The organism is Sandaracinus amylolyticus (genome assembly GCF_000737325.1).
Lineage (GTDB): Bacteria > Myxococcota_A > Polyangia > Polyangiales > Sandaracinaceae > Sandaracinus > Sandaracinus amylolyticus.
The window spans coordinates 5746415-5767950 of sequence record NZ_CP011125.1 but is presented as its reverse complement, the minus strand read 5'-3'; the positions used below and the strand labels follow the sequence as shown (position 1 = coordinate 5767950).

Annotated in this window: 16 protein-coding genes; 13 read left to right on the top strand and 3 right to left on the bottom strand. The window is 73.4% G+C overall.

Annotation, left to right across the window (positions count from 1 at the left end; genetic code table 11):
* Window positions 1-7 precede the first annotated feature (7 nt).
* The 3 genes from DB32_RS24340 to DB32_RS24330 are packed head-to-tail and all read left to right on the top strand — an operon-like array spanning window position 8 to window position 4880.
* On the top strand, window positions 8-2635 hold the full coding sequence (locus DB32_RS24340) for a hypothetical protein (RefSeq protein ID WP_157069351.1): 2628 nt from the start codon (window positions 8-10) through the stop codon (window positions 2633-2635).
* Window positions 2623-4092, top strand: coding sequence for a serine/threonine-protein kinase (locus DB32_RS24335; RefSeq protein ID WP_169791537.1), 1470 nt, complete (start codon window positions 2623-2625; stop codon window positions 4090-4092). Before DB32_RS24340 ends, DB32_RS24335 begins: the two co-directional genes overlap by 13 nt.
* Entirely contained in the window at window positions 4089-4880 is a 792-nt protein-coding gene (locus tag DB32_RS24330) for a PEGA domain-containing protein (protein WP_157069350.1), read from the top strand. The genes DB32_RS24335 and DB32_RS24330 overlap by 4 nt, the downstream gene beginning before the upstream one ends.
* Before the next feature lie 148 nt (window positions 4881-5028).
* Here the strand turns inward: DB32_RS24330 and DB32_RS24325 are convergent, their stop codons facing one another.
* Complete coding sequence (locus DB32_RS24325) at window positions 5029-6708, bottom strand: PilT/PilU family type 4a pilus ATPase (protein WP_083457701.1); 1680 nt, start codon at window positions 6706-6708, stop codon at window positions 5029-5031.
* Window positions 6709-6815: 107 nt separating this feature from the next.
* Between DB32_RS24325 and DB32_RS24320 the strand changes: the two genes are divergently transcribed.
* The 8 genes from DB32_RS24320 (at window position 6816) to DB32_RS24280 (ending at window position 17666) form a co-directional block, all read left to right on the top strand.
* Window positions 6816-8171, top strand: a complete 1356-nt coding sequence (locus tag DB32_RS24320; protein WP_053235031.1) for an AI-2E family transporter — start codon at window positions 6816-6818, stop codon at window positions 8169-8171.
* Window positions 8168-9247, top strand: a complete 1080-nt coding sequence (locus tag DB32_RS24315) for a hypothetical protein (protein ID WP_053235030.1) — start codon at window positions 8168-8170, stop codon at window positions 9245-9247. The genes DB32_RS24320 and DB32_RS24315 overlap by 4 nt, the downstream gene beginning before the upstream one ends.
* A gap of 573 nt (window positions 9248-9820) precedes the next feature.
* Entirely contained in the window at window positions 9821-10306 is a 486-nt protein-coding gene (locus DB32_RS24305) for a hypothetical protein (RefSeq protein ID WP_157069349.1), read from the top strand.
* A 13-nt stretch (window positions 10307-10319) separates the two neighbouring features.
* Window positions 10320-12452 carry a cation:proton antiporter domain-containing protein gene (locus DB32_RS24300; protein WP_053235027.1) on the top strand — a complete coding sequence of 711 codons (2133 nt, stop codon included), beginning with the start codon at window positions 10320-10322 and terminating at the stop codon, window positions 12450-12452.
* A gap of 42 nt (window positions 12453-12494) precedes the next feature.
* Window positions 12495-14594, top strand: a complete 2100-nt coding sequence (locus tag DB32_RS24295; protein WP_053235026.1) for a cation:proton antiporter domain-containing protein — start codon at window positions 12495-12497, stop codon at window positions 14592-14594.
* Window positions 14595-14598: 4 nt separating this feature from the next.
* Window positions 14599-15423: a helix-turn-helix domain-containing protein gene (locus DB32_RS24290; protein ID WP_075097609.1), complete on the top strand. Its 825-nt coding sequence runs from the start codon at window positions 14599-14601 to the stop codon at window positions 15421-15423.
* Window positions 15424-15508: 85 nt separating this feature from the next.
* Window positions 15509-16759 carry a hypothetical protein gene (locus DB32_RS24285; RefSeq protein ID WP_157069348.1) on the top strand — a complete coding sequence of 417 codons (1251 nt, stop codon included), beginning with the start codon at window positions 15509-15511 and terminating at the stop codon, window positions 16757-16759.
* 235 nt (window positions 16760-16994) lie between these two features.
* Complete coding sequence (locus tag DB32_RS24280; RefSeq protein WP_053235023.1) at window positions 16995-17666, top strand: hypothetical protein; 672 nt, start codon at window positions 16995-16997, stop codon at window positions 17664-17666.
* 7 nt (window positions 17667-17673) lie between these two features.
* On the opposite strand, the gene DB32_RS24275 is transcribed toward DB32_RS24280, so the two are convergent.
* Window positions 17674-18744, bottom strand: a complete 1071-nt coding sequence (locus tag DB32_RS24275; protein ID WP_053235022.1) for a hypothetical protein — start codon at window positions 18742-18744, stop codon at window positions 17674-17676.
* Between the two features lie 206 nt (window positions 18745-18950).
* Here DB32_RS24275 and trxA point away from each other — a divergent pair, with 206 nt between their 5' ends.
* Together trxA and DB32_RS24265 are read left to right on the top strand one after the other, a co-directional pair.
* Window positions 18951-19604, top strand: a complete 654-nt coding sequence (trxA, locus tag DB32_RS24270; protein ID WP_053235021.1) for a thioredoxin — start codon at window positions 18951-18953, stop codon at window positions 19602-19604.
* On the top strand, window positions 19601-20095 hold the full coding sequence (locus tag DB32_RS24265) for a hypothetical protein (protein WP_053235020.1): 495 nt from the start codon (window positions 19601-19603) through the stop codon (window positions 20093-20095). The genes trxA and DB32_RS24265 overlap by 4 nt, the downstream gene beginning before the upstream one ends.
* Here DB32_RS24265 and DB32_RS24260 read toward each other — a convergent pair whose 3' ends face one another.
* Window positions 20096-21523, bottom strand: a complete 1428-nt coding sequence (locus tag DB32_RS24260; RefSeq protein ID WP_053235019.1) for a response regulator — start codon at window positions 21521-21523, stop codon at window positions 20096-20098.
* Between the last annotated feature and the right edge of the window lie 13 nt (window positions 21524-21536).

Below are 21536 nucleotides of genomic sequence, written 5' to 3'. Positions count from 1 at the left end.
CGCGGCGATGCGAAGCCTCGACGCGCTCGACGTCATCGAGGCGCACCTCGCGGCCGCGTTCGTGTCGCCCGAGCCACGCTTCGCCGCGCGCACGATCGGCTCGTCGTGGCGCTTCGACCGCGAGGGCGCGCACGCGACCTGGTCGGGCGATCGCCTCGCGGTGCGCTGGGGTGATGTCGCGGTGTCGGTCGGGGTCGTGGAGATCGCGCGCGGCGCTGCGCGCGTCGCGCTCGATCCCGTCGCGCTGGTCGCGGTCGAGGGGGCGCGCATCCACGCGCGGCGGGGCGCTGCCGACGAGCTCTTCGTGCACGGCGCGCCGGGCATCGAGCACGCGATCGCGGTGCACGAGGTGCCGGAGGGCGAGGGCGCGCTGGAGGTGATCGTCGCGCTCGACGGAGCGAGCGCGCTCGACGTGCACGATCGTGGCGCGCGCGTGCGCGACGGCGCGGGCCGCGAGTCGCTCGTGTACGAAGGGCTGCGCGCCTGGGACGCGCGCGGCGTCGAGCTCGTCGCGCGGATGGAGCGCGAGGATCGCGGCGTGCGCCTCCTGATCGACGATGCGGGCGCGACGCTGCCGATCGTGATCGATCCGGTGATCGCCGCGCCGCGCGGCGTGCTCACCGCGAGCGATGCGATGCCCGAGGACGAGCTCGGCCGCAGCGTGGCGATCGACGGCGACGTGATGGTCGTCGGCGCGCCGTACCGCATGGGCCGTGGCGCGGCGTACGTGTTCGAGCGCGACGCGGCGGGCGCGTGGCTGCAGCGCACGATCCTCACGCCGCCCCTGCTCAGCGCGGAAGACGAGGCGGGGCGCGCCGTCGCGATCTCGGGCGACACGATCGTGATCGCGTCGCCCAACGACGATCATCCGATGTACGAGTACGCCGGCGCGGTCGACGTGTTCCGCCGCAACGGCGCGGGCACGTGGGCGCACGAGCAGCGCATCGTGAACCCGGCGCCCACGACCTACGGCGAGCGCTTCGGCTCCTCGGTCGCGATCGTCGGCGATCTGCTGGTCGTCGGTGCGTACAACGACCAGAGCTTCTTCACCGGCGGCGGCGGCGCGTACACGTACGTGCGCACCGGCACGACGTGGGCCCCGGAGGCGACGCTCCAGTGGGACACGGCGTCGAGCAACGACTCGTTCGGCACGTCGGTCGCGACCGATGGAACGCGCATCGTCGTGGGCGCGCCCTACGACGACGGGTTCACGCGCGACGACGAAGGTTATCTCCGCGAGAACGTCGGCGCGGCGTTCGTCTTCGTGCGCAGCGGACCGGCGACGTGGGTCCAGGAAGCGCGCCTCGCCAGCGATCCCGAGCGCACGTGGGAGCACGTCGGGCAGTCGGTCGCGATCGACGGCGATCGTGTCATCGTCGGCGCGCCGGGCGCGGACGACGACGAGGGCACGATCGCGAGCCGCGGTGTCGCCTACGTGTTCGCGCTGAGCGGCGGTGCGTGGAGGGCCGAGGCGCGCCTGCTGCCGGTGCCCGCGACCGACTGGACGACGTACGCGGAGCTCGGCACGTCGGTCGCGCTCGAAGGAACGATCGCGGTCGTCGGCGCGCCGGGGCTCACGCGACCGTCGCTCGGTCGCTCGCCGGGCTTCGTCTATGCGTACACGCGCGCGGGCACGACGTGGTCGGCGATCGCGGACCTGACCGGCGTGGTCCGCACCGAGAGCTTCGGGCAGTCCGTCGCGCTCGACGGAACGACGCTCGCGATCGGCGCGCCCGAGGAGGACGCGAGCGCGACGGCCGTCGATCAGGGCGCGGTGTACGTGTACGAGCTCGTCGAGCCGCGCGCCGATGGCGAGGCGTGCACCGCGGGATCGCAGTGCACGAGCACGTTCTGCGTCGACGGCGTGTGCTGCAACAACCTCTGCGGCGGCGGTCCGAGCGATTGTCAGGCGTGCAGCGTCGCGGCCGGCGCGGCGACCGACGGCGTGTGCGCGGCGGTCGCGAGCGGGCGTACGTGCCGCGCGGCGGTCGGCGGGTGCGACGCCGCCGAGACGTGCGACGGGACGTCGAGCGTGTGCCCGAGCGACGCGCGCGCGAGCGCGGGGACGGTGTGCCGTGCGGCGGTCGGCGTGTGCGACGTCGAGGAGCGATGCAGCGGAACGTCCACGACGTGCCCGCTGGATCTGCACGCCGACGACGGCACCTCGTGCGACGACGGAGCGAGCTGCAACGGCGCCGACGCGTGCGCGTCGGGCGTGTGCGCGCCGGTCGCGCCGACCGACGAGTGCGACGACGAGGACGCGTGCACTGCGGACGCGTGCGCCGACGACGGCGGGTGCACGCACACGCCGATCGAGGGCTGCTGCGCGAGCGATGCGGCCTGCGACGACGGGGATGTGTGCACCGCCGATGCGTGCGCCGCGTCGCGCTGCGAGCACGTCGCGATCGCCGGGTGCGGCGTCGACGCAGGCACCGACGAGGACGCGGGCGCGCCGGAGAGCGACGCGGGCGCGGCCGTCGATGCAGGCGCCGGCGGCACGGTCGAGGCGGGCAGCGACGGTGGATGCGCGTGCGCGATGCCGGGTCGAGGGAAGGGCCCGACGCCGGTCGCGTCGGCGCTCGTCTTCGTCGCCCTCGCGACGTGGCTGGCGCGGCGGACGCGATGCCGATCCTGACCGAGCGCGAGCGCCTCGGGACGCGCCTCGCGGGCAAGTACGACCTGTCCGCGATCCTCGGTCGCGGCGGGATGGGCACCGTCTACGCCGGCGTGCACGCGTGGACGGGGCGCCAGGTCGCGGTGAAGCTGCTCCGGCCCGCGCTCGCAGAGGACCCGAACATCGTGCGCCGCTTCCTGCGCGAGGCGCGCGCCGCGGCCGCGCTGCGTCATCCGCACGTCGTCGACGTGCTCGACATGGGCCAGGAGGACGACGGCGCCGTCTACATGGTGCTCGAGCTGCTCGAGGGCGAGTCGCTCGGCGCGCTGCTGCGGCGGCGCAAGCGGATGACGCCCGAGGAGCTCCTGCCGATCGTGCTGCCGGTCGCCGATGCGCTCGTCGACGTGCACGCGAAAGGTCTCGTGCACCGCGATCTGAAGCCCGACAACGTGTTCGTGGCGCGTGGTCGCGGGGATCGTTCGGTGCCGAAGCTCCTCGACTTCGGGATCGCGAAGATCCTCGAGGACACGAGCGGCACCCCGGGCACGCGCACCGGCGCGATCGTCGGCACGCCGCACTACATGTCCCCGGAGCAGGCGTCGGGCTCCGGCGAGATCGGTCCCGCGAGCGACGTGTGGTCGTTCGGCGTGCTGCTCTTCGAGTGCCTCAGCGGGAAGCTGCCGTACGACGCGGAGACCGCGACCGGCGTGCTCGTGAAGATCATGACGAGCACGCCGCCCTCGCTCTCGCGCGTCGCGCCGGACGTGCCGCGTCCGCTCGTGCGCGTCATCGAGCACGCGATGCAGAACGACGCCGCGGCGCGCTTCCTCGATGCGCGCGTCATGCGCGACGCGCTGCGCGACGCCGCGACGCAGCTCGGCATCGCGATCCCCGACGAGGTCCCCGACGAGCCCAGCGCGCCGCCGCCGGCGCGCACGGGCGATCTCGCGCCGATCGAGGTGCAGGTCGCGTCGTCGGAGCGCACCGGCGATCGATCCGCGATCGAGAGCGCGCCCACGATCGAGTCGCAGCCCGCGGCGCGACGCGACGACGAGTCGGTCACGCCCGCGCCGAGCGTGCAGCTCCCGCCGCGCCGTCGCTTCTACTTCAACGCCGCGATCGTGGTGGCCGTGGTGGCGCTCGCGGTGGTCGCGTACGCGCTCGGCGCATCGTCGTCGCGCACCGCGCGCACCGAGCCGACGGCGCCGAGCACCGCGACGGCGTCCGCGCGTGATCACGAGGCGATCGACGCGGCGAGCGCCGCGATCGTGAGCGACGCGTCGGTCGTCACCACGCCCACCGTGGTCACGCCCGCCGTGACGACGCCGACGATCGCGACGACGCCGCAGAGCGCGAGCACCCCGCGGCCGCCCCGCGGCGCACGCGGCCGTCCTACGCCCAGCGATCCGACGCCGAGCGAGCCCGCAGCGCCGTCGCAGGAGGAGACCGAGCGGCCTTCGGTGAGGACCGAGTGGTGATCCGCGCGCTCACCGTCGCGCTCGTGCTCGCCGTGGCGTCGTCGGCGCGCGCGCAGACGGTCGAGACCGCGCCGTCGACGGACGAGCTGCGCGCCCTCGAGGCGCGCACGCTGTTCGAGCAGGGTGTCCGCGCGAGCCGAGAGGAGCGCTGGGCGGAGGCGCTCGACGCGTTCCGCCGCTCTCGCGCGCTCGTCGAGCGGCCGAGCACGCTCTTCAACATCGCGATCGCGCTCGATCGCCTCGGGCGTCTGCGCGCGGCGATCGGCGCGATCGACGAGTACCTCGCGACGAGCGATCCCGTCGCCGACGAGGTCGATCGGCGCGAGGCGATGCGCCTGCGTGTCGACGCCGAGGCGCGCCTCGCGCGCATCACGCTGCGCGTCGAGCCCGACGACGCGAGCGTCGCGCTCGATGGCGCTCCGCTCGCGGGTGGCTCCGAGCGCACGACGATCGCGGATCCCGGTGATCACGTCGTCGTCGTGAGCGCGCCGGGGTACGTCGATCAGCGTCACGAGATCGCGGTGCGACCGGGCGCCGACGTGGAGCGCGTGATCGAGCTCGCGCCCGTCGAGCCCCCCGCACCGACCACGCCGCTCGCGACCACGATGCACGTCGAGCCCCCGACGCGCGACGACGACACGAGCTTGCTCGAGGATCCCGTCTTCTGGGCGATCCTCGGCGGCGGCGCCGCGCTAATCGCCGGCGTCGCGATCGGCGTCGGCGTGCACGTCGCGAGCGCGCCCGCGCCCTACGGCGGCACGCTCGGCGTCACGTTCGAGGTGCCCTGACGGCAGGCGCCGACGGCGTGCGCGTCGCCGCCGACGCGCCGACGCCGCCGGCTCCGTCACGAGTCGCCGCGTTGCGAACGAGAGCAAGCGGGGCTGGGGCCCCGCGCGCAGCGTTCAGGGAGGGGTCTTCCAAGACCCCTCCCGAAACTCAATGCTCCTGGACGCCGCCGAGGTCGAGCTTGAAGCCGGCCTTGAGGAGCATGTCCTTGATGACCTGCTTGTCGTTGCTCTTCATGTAGGCCTCGAGCGGCTCGACCTTTTCGGCCTTCACGAGCTCGATCAGGTGATCGTTCATCGTCTGCATGCCGAGGTTGCGCCCCGTCTGCATGACGCTCTTCAGCTGGAACGTCTTGCCCTCGCGGATGAGGTTCGACACCGCGGGGTTCGCGATCATCACCTCGTACGCCGCGACGCGCCCGCCGCCCTTCTTCTTGCACAGCATCTGCGCGATCACGCCGCGCAGCGACTCGCTGAGCATCGTGCGGATCTGCGCCTGACGGTCCGCGGGGAACTGATCGATGATGCGGTCCACCGTGCTCGGCGCGCTCGTCGTGTGCAGCGTGCCGAACACGAGGTGCCCCGTCTCGGCCGTCTCGATCGCGATCGAGATCGTCTCGAGGTCGCGCAGCTCGCCCACCAGCACGATGTCGGGATCCTCGCGCAGCGCCGCGCGCAGCGCGTTCTTGAAGCTCCCCGTGTGCACGCCGACCTCGCGCTGGTTCACGAGGCACATCTTGTTCGGGTGCACGAACTCGATCGGATCCTCGATCGTGATGATGTGATCGCTGCGCGTGCTGTTGATCACGTCGATCAGCGTCGCGAGCGTCGTCGACTTGCCGCTCCCGGTCGGCCCGGTGACGAGCACGAGGCCCTTCGACAGATGACAGAGCTCGAGCACCTTCGGCGGCAGGCCGAGCTTCTCGGGCGGCAGGATGTCGAACGGGATCTGGCGGAACACCGCGCCCATCCCCTTGCGATCCATGAAGTAGTTCGCGCGGAAGCGCGCGACCTCTTCGATCGTGTGCGCGAAGTCGGTGTCGTTCTTCGCGCCGAACTCCTCCTTGTTCCGCGCCGGTGCGATCTCGAGCAGGAGCTCGCGCATCTCGCGGTCCTCGATCGGCGCGCGATCGAAGAGCGGCGTCATCTCGCCGTGGCGTCGCACCATCGGCACCACCTCGCTCGAGAGGTGCAGATCGCTCGCGCCGCACGCGACCATCATGCGCAGCAAGTGATTGATCTTCGGCTCGCCGAGCACCGCGTCGACGCGCTTGCCCGACGCGTTCATCGCGTTCCTCGAGTGCCCCGGCTCGATGCGGATCTCGCCGCTCTTCGGATCGCTCTTGGGCTCGCTCGCGACGGGCGCCGGACGCGGCGCGCCCATCCGCGCGGCGGGCGACTGCGCCATCGTCGCCTTCTCCACGACGGCCGCCTTCTCCACGACCGGGCGCTCCGCCGTGATGCGCTCCACGCCTCCTCGCGGCGGCGGTCGCACACCCACTCCGTCGAGCTCGATCGCGCCCCCGTCGTCCTCGGGGCGCACCACGACGCGCCACTCCGCCGCCTGCGCGGCGTCGACCTCGACGCGCACGAGGATCCCACCGGTCGCGGCGTGCTGGAACGACGTCCTCCGCGTGCGTCGCAGCTCGTCGATCGATGCGGGCGGCGCCGCTTCCTGCACCAGCTGCACGACCTGCGCGTGCTCGATCGCGGTGTTCGACGCGCGCTCGCCCTCCGCGAACCGGAAGCGCACAGGCTCGCCCGACGCGAGCATCACCTCGCGCGCGTTGTGACGGACGAGGTGCTGGACGTAGAAATCGAGACGCAGCATCGAGCCTCTCTGCGTTGCAGTCTCCGCTGCAACGTTCCGGTGTTGGTGGAGAGCGTAAACGAGCCCGCACGCGCCTTGCGAGCGCGGATTTGGTAGAAGCAGACGCGATGGCGGGGACGGACGGGAGCGGGCGCGCGGCGAGGACCGCGATGTTCCCGCGGTGGCTCGTGGTGCTGCTCGGTCTGCTCGCGGTCGGCGGCACGGTGTACCTGCTGCGCGGCGTGCTCACGCCGATCGCGCTCTCGTTCGGCATCGCGTACCTGCTCGATCCGCTCGTCGATCGCTTCGAGTCGCGCGGCGTGCCGCGCGGCGCCGCGATCACGCTGGTGCTCGCGATCGTCGCCGCGGTGATGGTCGTGTTCACGCTGCTCGTGCTGCCCGGAATGGTGCGCGAGGTCATCCACTTCGTGACGGAGCTCCCGGGCGAGATGCAGGAGCTGCTCGCGCGCATCGAGCCCTGGCTCACGGCGCGCGGCATCCCGGTGCCGCACGACGTCGACGAGGCGCTCACGCAGTTCGAGCTCGATCCGAGCGAGCTCGCGAGCCACGCCGCCGCGCCCGCGCAGGCCGCGCTCCGCTTCGTGCTCGGGGGCACGGCATCGGCGCTCGGCGCGCTCGCGAGCGCGCTCATCGTGCCCGTGCTCGCGTTCTATCTGCTCTACGACTTCGATCGCATGACGGTCGGCGCGCGCGAGCTCGTGCCGCCGCGCATCCGTCCGTGGGTCGTCGAGGTCGCGAGCGAGATCGACGCGGTGCTCGGGCAGTTCGTGCGCGGTCAGCTCCTCGTGATGCTCGCGATGGGCGTGCTCTACGCGGGCGCGTACTCGCTCGTCGGGGTGCGGCTCGCGGTGCCGATCGGGCTCGTCGCGGGCCTGCTCGCGTTCATCCCGTACGTCGGCGGCGGCTCGGCGCTCGGCATGGCGCTCCTGATGTGCCTCGTCGACTGGACCGACTGGACGAAGCCCGCGCTCGTCGTGGTCGCGTACCTCGTGTGCCAGGGCCTCGAGGGCTTCGTGATCGTGCCGCGCGTCGTCGGCGACAAGGTCGGGCTGCCCGCGGTGTGGGTGCTCGTCGCGTTGATGGTCGGCGGCGAGCTCTTCGGCTTCCTCGGCGTGCTGCTCGCGGTGCCCGCCGCGGCGGTCGTGAAGATCTTCGTCGTGCGCGGGCTGCGTTGGTACAAGCAGTCGCCGCTCTACCTCGAGGGCGCGGGCGTGGAGCGCGTCGCCGAGGTCGTGCAGCGCACCGAGGCGCCGATCGGCGAGCCTCCCGCGCCGATCGCGTCCGTGCCCGACATCGCGCAGGAGATCGCGCCGGTGATCCCGGTCGCGGCGGCGACGCCCTCGGACGCCGCGCCGATCGCGGAGGACGCGGGCCCGACGCTGCCGACGTCGCCGGACGCGCCGGTGCCTCCCGAGCGCGACGAAGACGAAGAAGACGACGACGACGAGGAGAGCCCACGATGATCGCCGTGCTCGAGTCGGGGCGTGGACCGTTCCTGCGTGCGATCGCGGACGCGCTCGCGGATGCGCTCTCCGAGGCGGACACGCCGCAGCCGAGCGCCGCGCCGATCGCGCTGCCCGCGCTCGAGCCGCGCCGCGACGTCGACGGAGCGAGCGCCGCGATCGCGCTCGACCCCGAGTCGCTGGCGCGCGCGCACGAGGCGAACGTCCCGCTGCGCCTCGCATGGATCGGCTGGCTCGATCCGCGCTGGGAGGACGCGATCGCGAGCGCGCATCACGTGCTGGTCGCGCACGCGTCGCTCGTCGATCCGGTGATCGCGCTCGGCGCTCCGCGCGCGCGGGTCGAGGTCGCGTCGTGGATCGCGCCGCGTGGCGAGCGCGATCGTGACGCGGCGCGCACCGCGCTCGGGATCGATGCGGACGCGCCGCTCGTCATCGTGCCGACGCAGGTGATCGGGGACGATCTCACCGCGCTGCTCCTGCAGCTCGCGCTCGTCCGCGAAGGTGTGCGCGTCGCGTTCGACGTCGGCGAGGACGTCGAGGCTGCGCGCGCGCTGCGCCGTCGCGTCTCGTTCCCTGCGCACATGTTCGCCGATGGCGAGACCGCGCCCCTCGCGTGGACTGCCGCCGATCGCGTCCTCGCGCGGCTCGACGGCCCCGAGCTCGCGCGCGCCTTCGCGCACGGCGCCGCGCCGATCCTCGCGCCGCCGCGCCCTGCGGATCTCTTCACCGCGCGCGCCCTCGCGAGCGAGGGGCTCGCGACGACGGTCGTGAACGATGCGACGCTCGCGGTGGCGATCGACGACGCGTGCTCGCGCGCCTCGATCGATCGCGCGCGCGCCGCGCTCGCCGCGCTGGAGATCGACCGAGCCGCCGAGCGCGTCGCCGCGAGCGTGCAGCGCATCGTGCGCGATCCTGCGTCGCGCCGTGCGATCGCCGGGCTCCCCGAAGGGCTCGAGGCGATCGGCCCGGAGCGCCGCGAGGCAGCGAGCACGTCGCCGAAGGCGCCGTCGCGAGACGAGCAGATCGAGCGCGAGCTCGAGGCCCTGCGCGCGCGCATCCGCGGCGAGAAGACCTGACGTTGACGCCGTCTCTAGCTTTGCGATAAGCGTTCACTTGGCGCTTCCGCGGGAGGGGACGTGGGACCGTGGTCGCGCAGAGCGGGCGCGCTCGCCGCGGTCGTGCTCGCGGTCGGTGCGCAGCGCGCGTCGGCCGACGTCGCGCTCCCGCTCACGCTCGGCGCCGCGGCGTGGCTCGCGTCGTGGGAGGCGTCGCGGCGCTCGCGAGCGCGCTCCTCGTCGCGGCCGATGGTTCGTCGACCCGCTCCTCGTCGCGCTGCTCGCCGGTCTCGCAGCGTCGCGCGGTCGCGCGGGCGACGTCCTGCGCGCGGAGCTCGCGTGGCCGGCGCGCTTCGCGCTCGCGCTCGCCGCGGCGGATGTCGCATCGAGCGTCCCGCTCCCGCTCGGCATCGCGCTCGCTGCGCTCGCGCTCGTCAGCACTGCACCAGCACGATCGTGACGACGTGATCGCCGCGCTGCGGGAGCTCGCCACGCCGACGCGACGCGCGCCACGGCCGCAGGGGGATTTCCTTCCTTGACCCCCCGTCTGCACGCTGATAAGCGAGACCTTATCAATCTTGCGAGGCTACGGACATGAGCGAACCTCAGCGCCCGCCCGAGCACACGACTTCGTCGAAGGGAGCTTCGACACCACCCACGCGCGCCGCGGCGTGGCGCTCCGCCGCCGCGTACCTGGTGCTGGTCGGTCTGCCGTTCGCAGGCCTCTTCGTCGTGATGCGCGCCGGTGCGTCGCTCGAGGCACCGCCGGTCGTCGCGGGCACGTGGCCGCTCCCCGATCACGAAGCGCGCGCGTGCCTCGGCATCGGCAGCGAGGATGCGATCGCGGTCCAGCAGTCGGGCCGCTTCCTCCACCTGCGTGCGGGCACGACCGTCGCCGACGGCCGGATCGTGGGCTCGCGGCTGCAGGTGTCGTGGCTGCCTTCGTCGGGTCCCTGCGCGGGCCGCGAGCTCGCCATCGACGCGCGGATCGACGGCGAGGGGATCCGCGGCGCGCTCCGCGCCGCGTCCTGCGAGCCGTGCCGCGACGTGACCTTCGAGACCACGCCGCCCACCGAGTGATCCGGAGGCATCGATGCACTTCCTCCTGACCTTGATCCTCCAGATCGGCGTGATCCTCGTGGTCTCGCGGATCGTCTCGCTCGCGTTCCGACGCATCCAGCAGCCGCAGGTCGTCGGCGAGATGTTCGCGGGCATCCTGCTCGGCCCCTCGCTCCTCGGATGGCTCGCGCCCGACGTGTCCGCGTTCGTCTTCCCGCGCGAGAGCCTCGTGCACCTGAACACGCTGAGCCAGGTCGGGCTCGTGCTGTTCATGTTCCTCGTCGGGCTCGAATTCGATCCGAAGCTCATGCGCGGCCGCGGCCACGCCGCGCTCGTCACGAGCCACGTCAGCATCATCGCGCCGTTCTTCCTCGGCGCGCTGCTCGCGTTGCACCTCTATCCGCAGCTCTCGGACGCGTCGGTGTCGTTCGACGGCTTCGCGCTCTTCATGGGCGCGGCGATGAGCGTGACCGCGTTCCCGGTGCTCGCGCGCATCCTCCAGGAGCGCAACCTCGTCCGCACCAAGGTCGGCGCGGTGACGATCGCGTGCGCCGCGGTGGATGACGTGACCGCGTGGGCGATCCTCGCGGTCGTCATCGCGATCGTGCGCGCCGAGTCGCTGCACACGCCGCTCTGGATCACCCTCGCCGGCACCGTCGCGTACATGCTGGCGATGCTCTTCCTCGTGCGCCCCGCGCTCGGGCTGATCGAGAAGCGCTACCACAACACCGGGCGAGTCACGCAGGACCTGCTCGCGGTCGTCCTGCTCATCGCGCTCGCGTCGGCGTGGACCACCGAGTACCTCGGCATCCACGCGCTCTTCGGCGCGTTCTGCATCGGCGCGGTGATGCCGAAGGACAAAGGCCTCGTGCACGAGCTCGCCGAGAAGCTCGAGCACGTGACCGTCGTCTTCCTGCTCCCGATCTTCTTCGCGAACGCGGGCCTCCGCACCCAGATCGGCCTCGTGAGCGGCGCCGAGATGTGGATCTTCTTCGGCCTGATCATGCTCGTCGCGGTCGGCGGCAAGTTCGGGGGATCGACCCTCGCGGCGCGCATGACCGGGCTCTCGTGGCGCGAGTCGAGCGCGCTCGGGATCCTGATGAACACGCGCGGTCTGATGGAGCTCGTCATCCTGACGATCGGCCTCGACCTCGGCGTCATCTCGCCCGCGCTGTTCGCGATGATGGTGATGATGGCGCTCGCCACGACGTTCATGACGACGCCGTTCCTGCAGTGGCTCTACCCGCTGCGACAGATGCGCGAGGCGGCGCGCGACGAGAGCGAGCCCGACGAGTTCACCGTGCTCGTGCCGGTGAGCCTTCCGGCATCGGGCCCCGGCCTGCTGCGCCTCGCGCGCGCGCTCGTGCCGAGCGGCCGTCGTCCTCGCGTGTACGGGCTGCACCTGCGCCGCGGCGACGAGCACGCGATGACCGATCTCGACGGCACGCCCGAGCTGCCCGCGCAGGAGTTCGCGCTGCAGCCGATGCTGCGCGCCGCGCAGGAGCAGTCGATCGAGGTGCGGCCGCTCGTGTTCGCGTCGGAGCGGCCGGGGCGGGACATCGCGGACCTCGCGCGCGTGAAGGGCGCCGACATGGTGCTGCTCGGCTGGCACAAGCCGGTGATCTCGCGGCGCATCCTCGGCGGCGCCGTCTACGACGTGATGACGAACGCGCCTGCCGACGTCGCGGTCTACCTCGAGCGTCGCTTCGACCCGTGGACGCGCATCCTCGTGCCGTGCCGCGACGTCGCGCGCGACCTCCCGGCGCTGCGCGCCGCGGGGCGCATCGGCGCGACGGTCGGTGTGCCGGTGACCGTGCTGCACATCGTCCCGCCGAGCGGCGACGGCGCGGCCACGGACGCCGAGCTGCGCGCCGCGGTCTCGTCGTCCGCGAGCGACAGCCAGCGCGCCGAGGTCTCGATCGAGCAGGCGCGCAGCGACGATCCCGTCGGCGCCGTCGTGTCCGCGGTGCGGCGCGCCGATCACGATCTCGTCGTCGTGGGCGTCTCGAAGGCGTGGGGAATCGAGCCCGCGATCTTCGGTGTGCGCCACGAGCGGCTCGCGGAGGAGACCGACGCGTCGTTGCTCATCCTGCGCACCCACGACGTCGCCGCGCAGCAAGCCGCCGCCGCCGCGCGGCCGGCGCTGCGCGAGGCGGCGGCCGAGTAGCGCTTCCGTTCGTGCGCGGGGGGCGGCACCTTCTCCATGCGGATGGGCGCTCCCACCAGCCTCGAGCTCGCGCGCGTGTTGTTCCAGGTCGTCGTGATCCTGGCGGCGTCGCGCGCGCTCGCGCCGATCGCGCGCCGGCTCGGTCAGCCGGTGGTCGTCGCCGAGATCGTCGCGGGCATCCTGCTCGGCCCGTCGCTGCTCGGGTGGATCGCGCCTCCGGTCTCGGCGTGGCTCTTCCCGCCCGCGTCGCTCTCCGGCCTGCGCCTGCTCAGCCAGCTCGGGCTCGTGCTCTTCATGTTCCTCGTCGGGCTCGAGCTCGATCCGAAGCTCCTGCACGGTCGTGGTCGCACCTCGATCGCGGTGGGCACGGCGAGCCTCGTCGTCCCGCTGGTGCTCGGTATCGCCTGCGCGCCCTGGCTGCACGCGCGCTACGGCGCGGGCTCGCCCTTCGCGCCGTTCGCGCTGTTCCTCTCCGCCGCTGCGAGCGTCAGCGCCTTCCCGGTGCTCGCGCGCATCCTCTCGGAGCGTCACCTGCTCACGACTCGCGTCGGCGCGATCGCGATCGCGTGCGCTGCGGTCGACGACATCGGCGCGTGGTGTCTCGTCACGCTCCTGCTCGCTGCCGGACGTGCCCCCGCGTGGCTCGACGGGCTCCGCGTGGCCGGCGTGGCCATCGTGCTCGTCGCGGTGATGCTCTTCGTGCTGCGCCCGGTGCTCGTGCGCGTGGTCCGGCGCGTCGAGCGCACGGGCGCGATCGGCGCGGGCTCGGTCACCGCCGTGCTCTTCCCGCTGCTGCTCGTCGCCGCGGTCTCCGAGCTGCTCGGCGTGCACGCGCTGTTCGGCGCGTTCCTCTTCGGCGCGGTGCTCCCGAAGGACGGCCCGCTCGCCGAGGTGCTCGCCGAGAAGCTCGAGACGATCACGGTCGGGCTCCTCCTTCCGCTCTTCTTCGCGCACAGCGGCCTGCGCACGGAGCTCGCGCTGCTCGACTCGCGCGCCGACTGGCTCGTCACCGCGGGCATCGTCGTCCTCGCCACGGTCTCGAAGCTCGGCGGCAGCGCGCTCGTCGCGCGCGCCAGCGGCTGGTCGTGGCGCGACGCGGGCGCGGTCGGAATCCTCCTCAACACGCGCGGCCTCATGGGCCTCATCGTGCTCAACGTCGGCCTCGACCTCGGCGTGATCTCGACGACGGTGTTCACGATGCTCGTCATCACGGCGCTGGTGACGACGCTCGCGACGACGCCGCTCCTGCGCCGGGTGTTCCCCGACCGCGCGGCGATCGAGGAGCGCTTCGTCGACGCGCCGGCGCGCACCGCGGCGCCGAGCGCGAGGGCGCCGGAGGTCGTGCTCGCGTGCGTGTCCGATCCGCGCTCGGGCCCCGCGCTCGCCGCCGCCGCGCACGCGCTCGTCGGTGAGCGCGCCGACGGCGCGCGCGTCTTCGGGCTCCACCTCGCCGAGCCGAGCGATCGCGCGTCGTCCGAGCTGCGCCGCGAGACGCGCGACGAGCCGCCCGTGCTCAGCGCGTTCCTCGCGACGGCGCGCGCCCTCGCGGTCGATGCGCGCCCGCTCGCGTTCGTCTCGAGCGCGCCCGCCGACGACATCGTGCGCATCGCGGACGCCAAGCGTGCGTCGACGATCGTCCTGGGCGGCCACGAGCCCTGGCTCTTCGAGGGGCGCCTCGACGGCGTGGTCGCGCAGGTGGTGCGCCGCGCGCGTGCGACGGTCGCGGTGCTCGTCGGCACCGAGCGCGGCGTCCCGGACGGCGGCTTCGGGCGCATCCTCGTCGCCGACGCGGGCGCGAAGGAGGACCGCGTGGCGGTCGAGGTCGCGCGGCGGCTCGGCGCGCGCGCGGGCACGCGCGTCACGTGTCTCGCGGTCGGCGCGGATGCCGCGGCTCGTGCGCTCCCCGACGGCTGGTCGCGCGAGCGCGCGTCGCAGAGCTCACCGCGCGATGCGCTGCTCGCGATCACCGCGTCACGCGCGTTCGATCTGGTCGTGCTCGGGCTCGCGCCGCACTGGCGACTGCGCGCCGAGCGCGAGCTCTCTGCGCGCGTGGGCGCGCCCGTGCTGGTGGTGCACGACGCGCGCGCGCTCGCGGTGTCGGCGAGGACGAAGGCGCCGTGCGCGAAGGGCCGGCGGAGGTGAGAGCGTGAGCCACGTGGGGACGACGCTGCGGCGACTGCGGCTCGAGTCGGGCGTGAGCCTGCGCGATCTCGCGCGCCGCCTGGGCGTGTCGAGCGCGTACCTGAGCCGCGTGGAGCACGGTCTCGATGCCGCGCCCACGCCCGAGCGCCTCGAGGCGATCGCGAGCGAGCTCGGCCTGCCCGCGAGCTTGTTGCTCGAGGTGGGACATCGCGTGAGCCCGTTCGTCGAGCGCTACCTCGAGCACGAGCCGCAGGCGGCGCCGCTGTTCCTCGAGATCGCAGCGCGCGGCCTCGGCGCGGAAGAGCTCGCGGAGGTGCAGCGCTACGTCGCGCGGCGGTTCCCGAAGCGCGCCGCGCTGGAGGACGGCGCGGGCGCACATCGGCTCTCTCCGCTGCTCGACACGGAGCGCGTGGTGCTCGCGCTTCACTGCGACGCGCTCGAGGACGCTTACCAGATCGCGAGCGCGCGCCTCGCGGCGCTGCCGCGCATGCCCGACGCGTCGGTGCTCGCGGAGGCGTTCCGCGCGCGCGAGGAAGAGGTCGGAGCGGGCGTCGGCGCGGGCGTCGGCGTGCTCTGCGCGGCGGTCGCCGGCGCGCAGCCGCGTGCCGCGCTCGTGCTGCTCGCGCCGCCGCTCGCGACCGACGCGCCCGACGCCGAGCCGCTCTCGGTGTTGGTGCTGCTGGTCGCCCCGACGCGCAGCCGCGAGACGTTGCTGCGGGTGGCGCACGTCGCGAGGCTCGCGGCCCGAGGCATGGCGAGCGCACTGCGCGACGTCGCGCACCCCGACGAGGCGCGACAGCGCGTCGCGACGCTCGAGCTCGTCGCGTGACCGCGGAGGCGCCGGCGGGCGCTGCTCACCCGGCCAGGTATCCCGATAGCCCCCCGCCGAGCGGCTGCTATCCTCGCGCGCCCTCATGCCCAGGAAGGCCACGCCCACGCCCTCGATGCCCGCTCCGCCCGCGCCCGCGGATCCGGTGCGTCGCATCGCCGACGAGGTGCGCGCGCACGCGGCGCGGGATGCGCTCGGCGCGCTCGCGCTCGACGTGCTCTCGCGCCAGGCCAAAGGACGCGTGCTGTTCGCGGGGCGCGAATTCGTCGAGAAGCGCGCGACGGAGCACGGCGTGGTGCGCGACCAGGCGCAGACCGGCGCGGGCAACCTGCTCGGCGTGCTCGAGCGTGGCCCCGAGTCGGACGTGGAGCGCGCGACGGTCACCGCGTTCGCGGTGCACGGGCTCGGCGAGCGCCTGGCGCGCGCGTCGACGGAGGACGCGAGCTCCCTCGTCGCGCGCTTCGTGCGGCACGCGGACTGGCTCGAGCTCGCGACGTCGTACTCGGTGCTGCCCTTCGTCGACGCGGTGCTCGCGAGCGAGCTCGCCGCGCGCGTGTGGGCCGAGGTCGCGCAGGCGGTGGTCGACGACGCGAGCGGGCCCTCGGGATCGAGCGCGTCGATGCGCGCGCGCAACGCAGCGCGGCTCACGGCGCTCGCGGCCTCCAGCGCGAGCGCGGCGCGCGAGGGGCTCGCGGCCGTCGCGTCCACGTCGGGGATCGACGGCGCGACGCGCGCGCTCGCGACGACGCTGCACGGCGGCCCGGTGACGAGCGGCGACGCGCGCATCCGCGGGCGCGTGGTGCAGCCGCGGCGCTCGGGCGCGCTCGCGGTGCTGCGCTGGGTGAGCGGATGGGCGCTCGCGTCGTGGACGGTGCGCGCGATCGGAGCGCTGCTCGGGTTCCGCCGCGAGGCCGAGCTCGCGCTCGGCGCGCGCGGGATCGAGCTGCGCGAAGAGCGCTTCGTGCTCGGTCGCAAGGTCGGCGAGACGCGCAGCACCGTGGCGCCGCAGTCGATCCTCGAGGCAGGACGCGAGGTGCGATATCCCTCGCTGCACCTGCTGGTCGGCGCGATCGCGCTCTCGTTCGGGCTGCTCTTCGGCGGGCTCGTGCTCTTCGACGGCGCGCGCAGCGGCGAGCTCACGCTCATGCTCGCCGGCGCGGCGCTCGCGCTCGGCGGCGCGGGCCTCGACCTCGCGCTCGACGTGCTGGTGCCCGGCCGTCGCGGGCGCGTGACCGTCGACGTCGCGGTGCATCGCGGCCGCGTGCTTCGCCTCGGCCGCGTGCCGCTCGACGAAGCGGATCGCTTCCTCGGCGCGCTCCGCGATCGCCGCGCCTGATCGCCCACCGGAACGCGTGCGCAGCGCGCACGCGTGAAGGATTGGCCTCGCTTCACGTCGACGCGCGTTCACGATCGACGCGACAGTTCTTTTCCGCGTGGGGCGGCATGCGGCATGCTCGGGGGACGCTGCTCGCGGGCACGGGAAACCCGCGCGCTCTGCGCTGCGCGTGCGTGGGTGTGCTCCCTCGGAGCTCGCTCGATCGCGCGGCGCGTGGCCCTCTCCCGGAGGACTCATGCAACGTCAGGTCACCTTCGCGTTCGTGCTCGCCGCTGCAGCGCTCTGTTCTTTCGCGTCGCGCGCCGAGGCCCAGGCCACGGCGGATCAGTGCCCGCCCGGGCAGCCGTGCGTCGTCGTCGTCCCACAGCCGCCGCCCGCGCAGGGCCAGGTGATCGTGCAGCAGCCCCAGCCGTCGAGCGCGTACGTGACGGTGCAGCCGGCGCCACAGCCGGGTGTCACTGCGTACGGCGCGCCGCAGCCGCAGCCGCGCGAGGTGCGTCATTCGCGCATGCGGTGGGGGATGATCGTGCCGGGCATCATCCTCACGGTCGTCGGCTGGGTCGCGAACTGGATCACCGCGATCCCCGGCGCGATCGAGATGGATCTCGACGACGTGAACCCCGACGCGGGCCGCTACTTCGGCTGGCAGTGGGTGCCGTGGATCGGGCCTTTCGTCGGCGCCGGGTACTGGGCGGGCACGTCGTACGACGGCTACTTCGGCGTGCACCTGCTCTGGGGCATCATGCAGACCTCGGGGCTGCTGCTCTGCATCCTCGGCACCGTGCTCACCGAGGAAGAGGTCACGTACGAGTACGCGCTGGGCGATGCGCCCGACGCGCCGCGCCTCGCGGTGACGCCCTTCGCGAGCGAGTCGAGCGGCGGGCTGTCGGCGCGGCTCACGTTCTGAGCCGAGATCAGGGCGCGTCGCTCGTCGGCGCGCCCTCGTCGCTCGCGCGCAGCGACTCGTCCGCGCTCGGAGCCCGGATCACGCGCTCTTCGTGCGCGCGCTGCGCGGCCATGCGACGCCGATCGAGCAGATCGCGCACGAGCTGCACCAGCGACGAGAGCTGACCTTCGTCGAGATCGAGGGTCGCGAGCGCGATCCCCTCGTGCGCTTCGAGCTCGATGCGACGCAGCGCGGCGCCGACCGCGCTCAGCCCGATCAGCGGGTCGCCCCGGAGCGCGTCGACGCGCGCGCGCGCCTCGTCGACGAGCGCACCGGCGTCCGCGGGGGATGCACCCTCGACCGCGATCGTGAGCCCGAGGCCGCGCTCGATGCGCGCTCCGATCGCGATGGTGCGCACCGACTCCAGCGCGTCGAGATCGACGTCCGCGCCGATGCGCCCCAGCCACTCGCGCCAATTCGCCGGCACGTGCGCGGCCGCGATCAGCTCGCGCCGGCCCGACACGCGGTTCCAGAGCCTCGAGAGCGCGGCATCGGTGTCGGCCCCGGGCGCGTCGCCCTGATCGACGCGGATCAGCTCGCGCACGACGAGCTCGTCGCCGCCGACGATCCCATCGCCGCCGAGGAACGCGGCGCGGCTCGGGCCGTGCGCGCTCGCGATCGCGGGAACGCCCTCGATCGACACGCGTCGGATCGCGCCGCCGTCCGCCTCGACGACGCGCTGGACGCACTCCACGAGCTGCTCGCGCGGGAGATCGCCGCGCGCGACGAACCCGAGGTGCTCGAAGGGCTGCGCCTCGGTGCCGAGCACGAACGCCGCGACGCTCTGGACGCGCGAGAGCGGATCGAAGCCGCACGCCTCGACGATGCGCTCGAGCCCGGCGTCGTCGTCCGCGAGCGCGCGCCAGATCGGCGAAGCGCGCAGCGCAGGGACGTCGACGTGCACGACCGCGGTCGCGCCTTGCGGTGCGGCGGCGAGCGCGGTGGCGGGACGACCGCGCCCCGCGAGCCGCGAGAGCCCGAACGCGAGCCCGATGCAGGCGAGGGCGATCCCCACGATGACCACGACGTGTCGGCGCACGGCGGCGGAGGATAGCAGCGCATCGAACGACGAGGCCGACCCGCTGGAGCAGGTCACGACCCGAGGAAAGCTCGCCATCGCTCGCGGACCGAAGACGCGCCCTTGTCGCCGGCATCGTGGATGGCTAAGGCTTGCGCGTCCCGGCCTTTCGCCCGAGGGCTTCGTCTGCCCTCTTCGCCCGAGGCCCTCTTCTCCCGAGGATCTGGATGCCCGCGATCGCCGTCACCGAGGCCACCTTCGAGCGCGAGGTCCTGCGCTCCGAGATCCCCGTTCTGATCGATTTCCACGCCGATTGGTGCCAGCCGTGCAAGGTCCAGTCGCCGATCGTCGACGAGGTCTCGCGCGAGCTCGAAGGCAAGCTCAAGGTCGTCAAGATCGACGTCGACAAGAACCCGAGGATCGCGGCGAGCTTCCGCGTCCAGTCGATCCCGCAGCTGTTCGTCATCGATCAGGGCCAGGTCGCCGCGCACCACGATCGCGGGGTCGCGAACAAGCAGCAGATCCTGCAGATGGTGCGGCCCTTCCTGCCGACGCAGGGCAACGAGCTCAAGCCCACCGATCTCGCGATGCTGATGCAGCAGCGGCGCGTGGTGCCGGTCGATCTGCGCGAGGCCGCGGCGTACGCGCGCTACCGCATCCCGGGCGCGGTGAACATCCCGGCGGCGGACCTGCCGACGCGCGCGGCCGAGCTGCAGCCGCGCGACGGCCGGCTGCGCGTGCTCTACGCGCGGAGCGGCGACGAGGCGCGCGATCTCGCGGACTCGCTCGGCAAGCAGGGCCTGCAGGTGGGCTGGCTCTCGGGCGGCTTCCTGCACTGGGAGGCCGACGGGCTCCCGGTCGAGCGAGGCAAGCCCGCGTGAGCGAGGGCCGCGTCCGGCTCCGGCTGCAGGGTGAGCCCGAGGCGCTGACGCTCCCGGTGCGCGAAGGCGAGGCGAGGGTGCGCGTGCGCGCGCCCTCGATCGCCATCGTCGCGGCGGTGCGCGCGGCCGACGCGGATGCGTTCGCGACGATGATCGCCGAGGCCGCGAGCGGGCGCGCCGTGATCGAGCAGCGCGCGGCAGTGCGCGCGAAGGCGGGCGCGGAGACGATCGATGGTGTGCTCCGCGCGTCGTCCGATGCGCTGCCCGGAGCGCTCGATGCGCTGATCGCGCACGGCGCGGACGACGCGCTGCGAGTGGTGATCGGCGCGCCCTTCGTCGCGCTCGCGCGCGCGGATCTCTCGGTCCTGATCACGTCGGGCAGCACGCCGGTGCAGTGGGATCCGCAGCTGCGCGCGATGCGCGATCGCTTCGAGCTCGTGATCCCCGAGCCGCGCCCCGGGCTCGCGCGCGCGCTCGTCGCGCGCCTCTGATCACGCTGCGCGCACGAGGCGCGCCGTGAGCAGCTGGAACAGGATCTTTCCGAGCTCGAAGCTGCCCATGCCGAGCTGGCTCGCGATCGCGCGCACGCTCTTCTCGCCGTCGATCGCGTCGAGCACCGAGCGCTCCTCGGGCGCGAGCCGATCGAGATCGATCGCCGCGATCGCGTCGCGATCGGGGCGGAGCACGTCGTCCCACGAGCGGATCTGCTCCTCGATGAGGCGCCACTCGTCGACGCGCCGCAGGCCCTCCATGAGGATCGCGCCGATCGGCAGTCCGAGCCGCGCTTCGAGCGCCTCGGGGCGCGTCGCGAACCGCACGAAGCGATAGCTGCCCTTCTTCCAGCGCAGCGACTCGTACACGAGCTCGCTCGTCTGGCGCACGAGCGCGCGCTGCAGCTCTTCGTGCGACAGATAGCCGAGCTTCACGAGGCGCGTGCCGAGCAACGTGCGCGGACCGGGCGCGCGCGCGCTCAGCAGTCGCTCGAGGTCGTCGCGATCGAGGAGCTCCTCTTCGAGCAAGTAGCGGCCGAGGAGGAACTCCTGGTCCTGGTCGCGCCCGAGCGCGAGATCGATCGTGCCGTGGCTCATGCACACCGAGATGGTGCGCGCTTCGTCGGCGCCGCTCCGGCGCACCTCGAGCACGCCGGTCTGCCGCAGGTGCTGGAGCATCTGCAGGACCTCGCCGAGCGGCACGTGCTCGATGCGCCCCTCGAGCCCGACCTCGCCGCGCAGCGCCGGCACCATCTCGGCGATCTCGCCCGCGAAGCCGAGCAGCGCCTCGGGCGAGGCGGTCGCCTCGATGCGCGCGGCGAGCGCCTCCTGCGCGAGCGGCTCGCTCGCCGGCGACGCGGTGATCGCGTCGATCGCGAGCTCCGCGACGCGCGCCGCCACGCGACGCGCCTGGGCATCGAGCTCGCGCCGCCGATCCTCGGCCTCGCGCGCGGCCTCCGCGTCGCGCTCGTCGTCGTCGATCGCGCGCGCCTCGCGCGACAACGTGGAGCGCTCGCCGGAGTCGTCGGCGAGCGGTGGTGGTGGCGAGCTCTGCGCGGCGGCGCGCGCCATCGCGTGCGTGGTCACCGCGAGCAGCGCCTCGGGCGAGAACGGCTTGGTGATCGCGTCGAGCGCGCCGGTCTGCGCGAGGAAGCCGTCGCCGATGCGATCCGCCTTCGCGCTCATCAGCACGACCGGCACGCGCGCGAGGTTGTCGATGCCGCGCAGCGCCTGGCAGAGCTGGAAGCCGTTCATGTGCGGCATCACGAAGTCGACGAGCACGAGGTCGGGCACCATCGCGCTCGCGCGCTCGAGCCCTTCGCGTCCGTCCGCCGCGAGCACGACCTCGAAGCCCGCCTGCACGAGGGTCCGCTCGACCACGCGGCGCACGGTGCTGCTGTCATCGACGACGAGGACGCGGCGTGACATCGAGGTGGCGCAG

Coding starts and splice junctions, on each gene's coding strand:
- DB32_RS24325 (WP_083457701.1), bottom strand. CDS start 6,708: ATGCTGCGTCTCGATTTCTACGTCCAGCACCTCGTCCGTCACAACGCG.
- DB32_RS24280 (WP_053235023.1), top strand. CDS start 16,995: ATGCAACGTCAGGTCACCTTCGCGTTCGTGCTCGCCGCTGCAGCGCTC.
- DB32_RS24320 (WP_053235031.1), top strand. CDS start 6,816: ATGGCGGGGACGGACGGGAGCGGGCGCGCGGCGAGGACCGCGATGTTC.
- DB32_RS24295 (WP_053235026.1), top strand. CDS start 12,495: ATGGGCGCTCCCACCAGCCTCGAGCTCGCGCGCGTGTTGTTCCAGGTC.
- DB32_RS24305 (WP_157069349.1), top strand. CDS start 9,821: ATGAGCGAACCTCAGCGCCCGCCCGAGCACACGACTTCGTCGAAGGGA.
- DB32_RS24300 (WP_053235027.1), top strand. CDS start 10,320: ATGCACTTCCTCCTGACCTTGATCCTCCAGATCGGCGTGATCCTCGTG.
- DB32_RS24340 (WP_157069351.1), top strand. CDS start 8: ATGCGAAGCCTCGACGCGCTCGACGTCATCGAGGCGCACCTCGCGGCC.
- trxA (WP_053235021.1), top strand. CDS start 18,951: ATGCCCGCGATCGCCGTCACCGAGGCCACCTTCGAGCGCGAGGTCCTG.
- DB32_RS24315 (WP_053235030.1), top strand. CDS start 8,168: ATGATCGCCGTGCTCGAGTCGGGGCGTGGACCGTTCCTGCGTGCGATC.
- DB32_RS24260 (WP_053235019.1), bottom strand. CDS start 21,523: ATGTCACGCCGCGTCCTCGTCGTCGATGACAGCAGCACCGTGCGCCGC.
- DB32_RS24335 (WP_169791537.1), top strand. CDS start 2,623: ATGCCGATCCTGACCGAGCGCGAGCGCCTCGGGACGCGCCTCGCGGGC.
- DB32_RS24285 (WP_157069348.1), top strand. CDS start 15,509: ATGCCCAGGAAGGCCACGCCCACGCCCTCGATGCCCGCTCCGCCCGCG.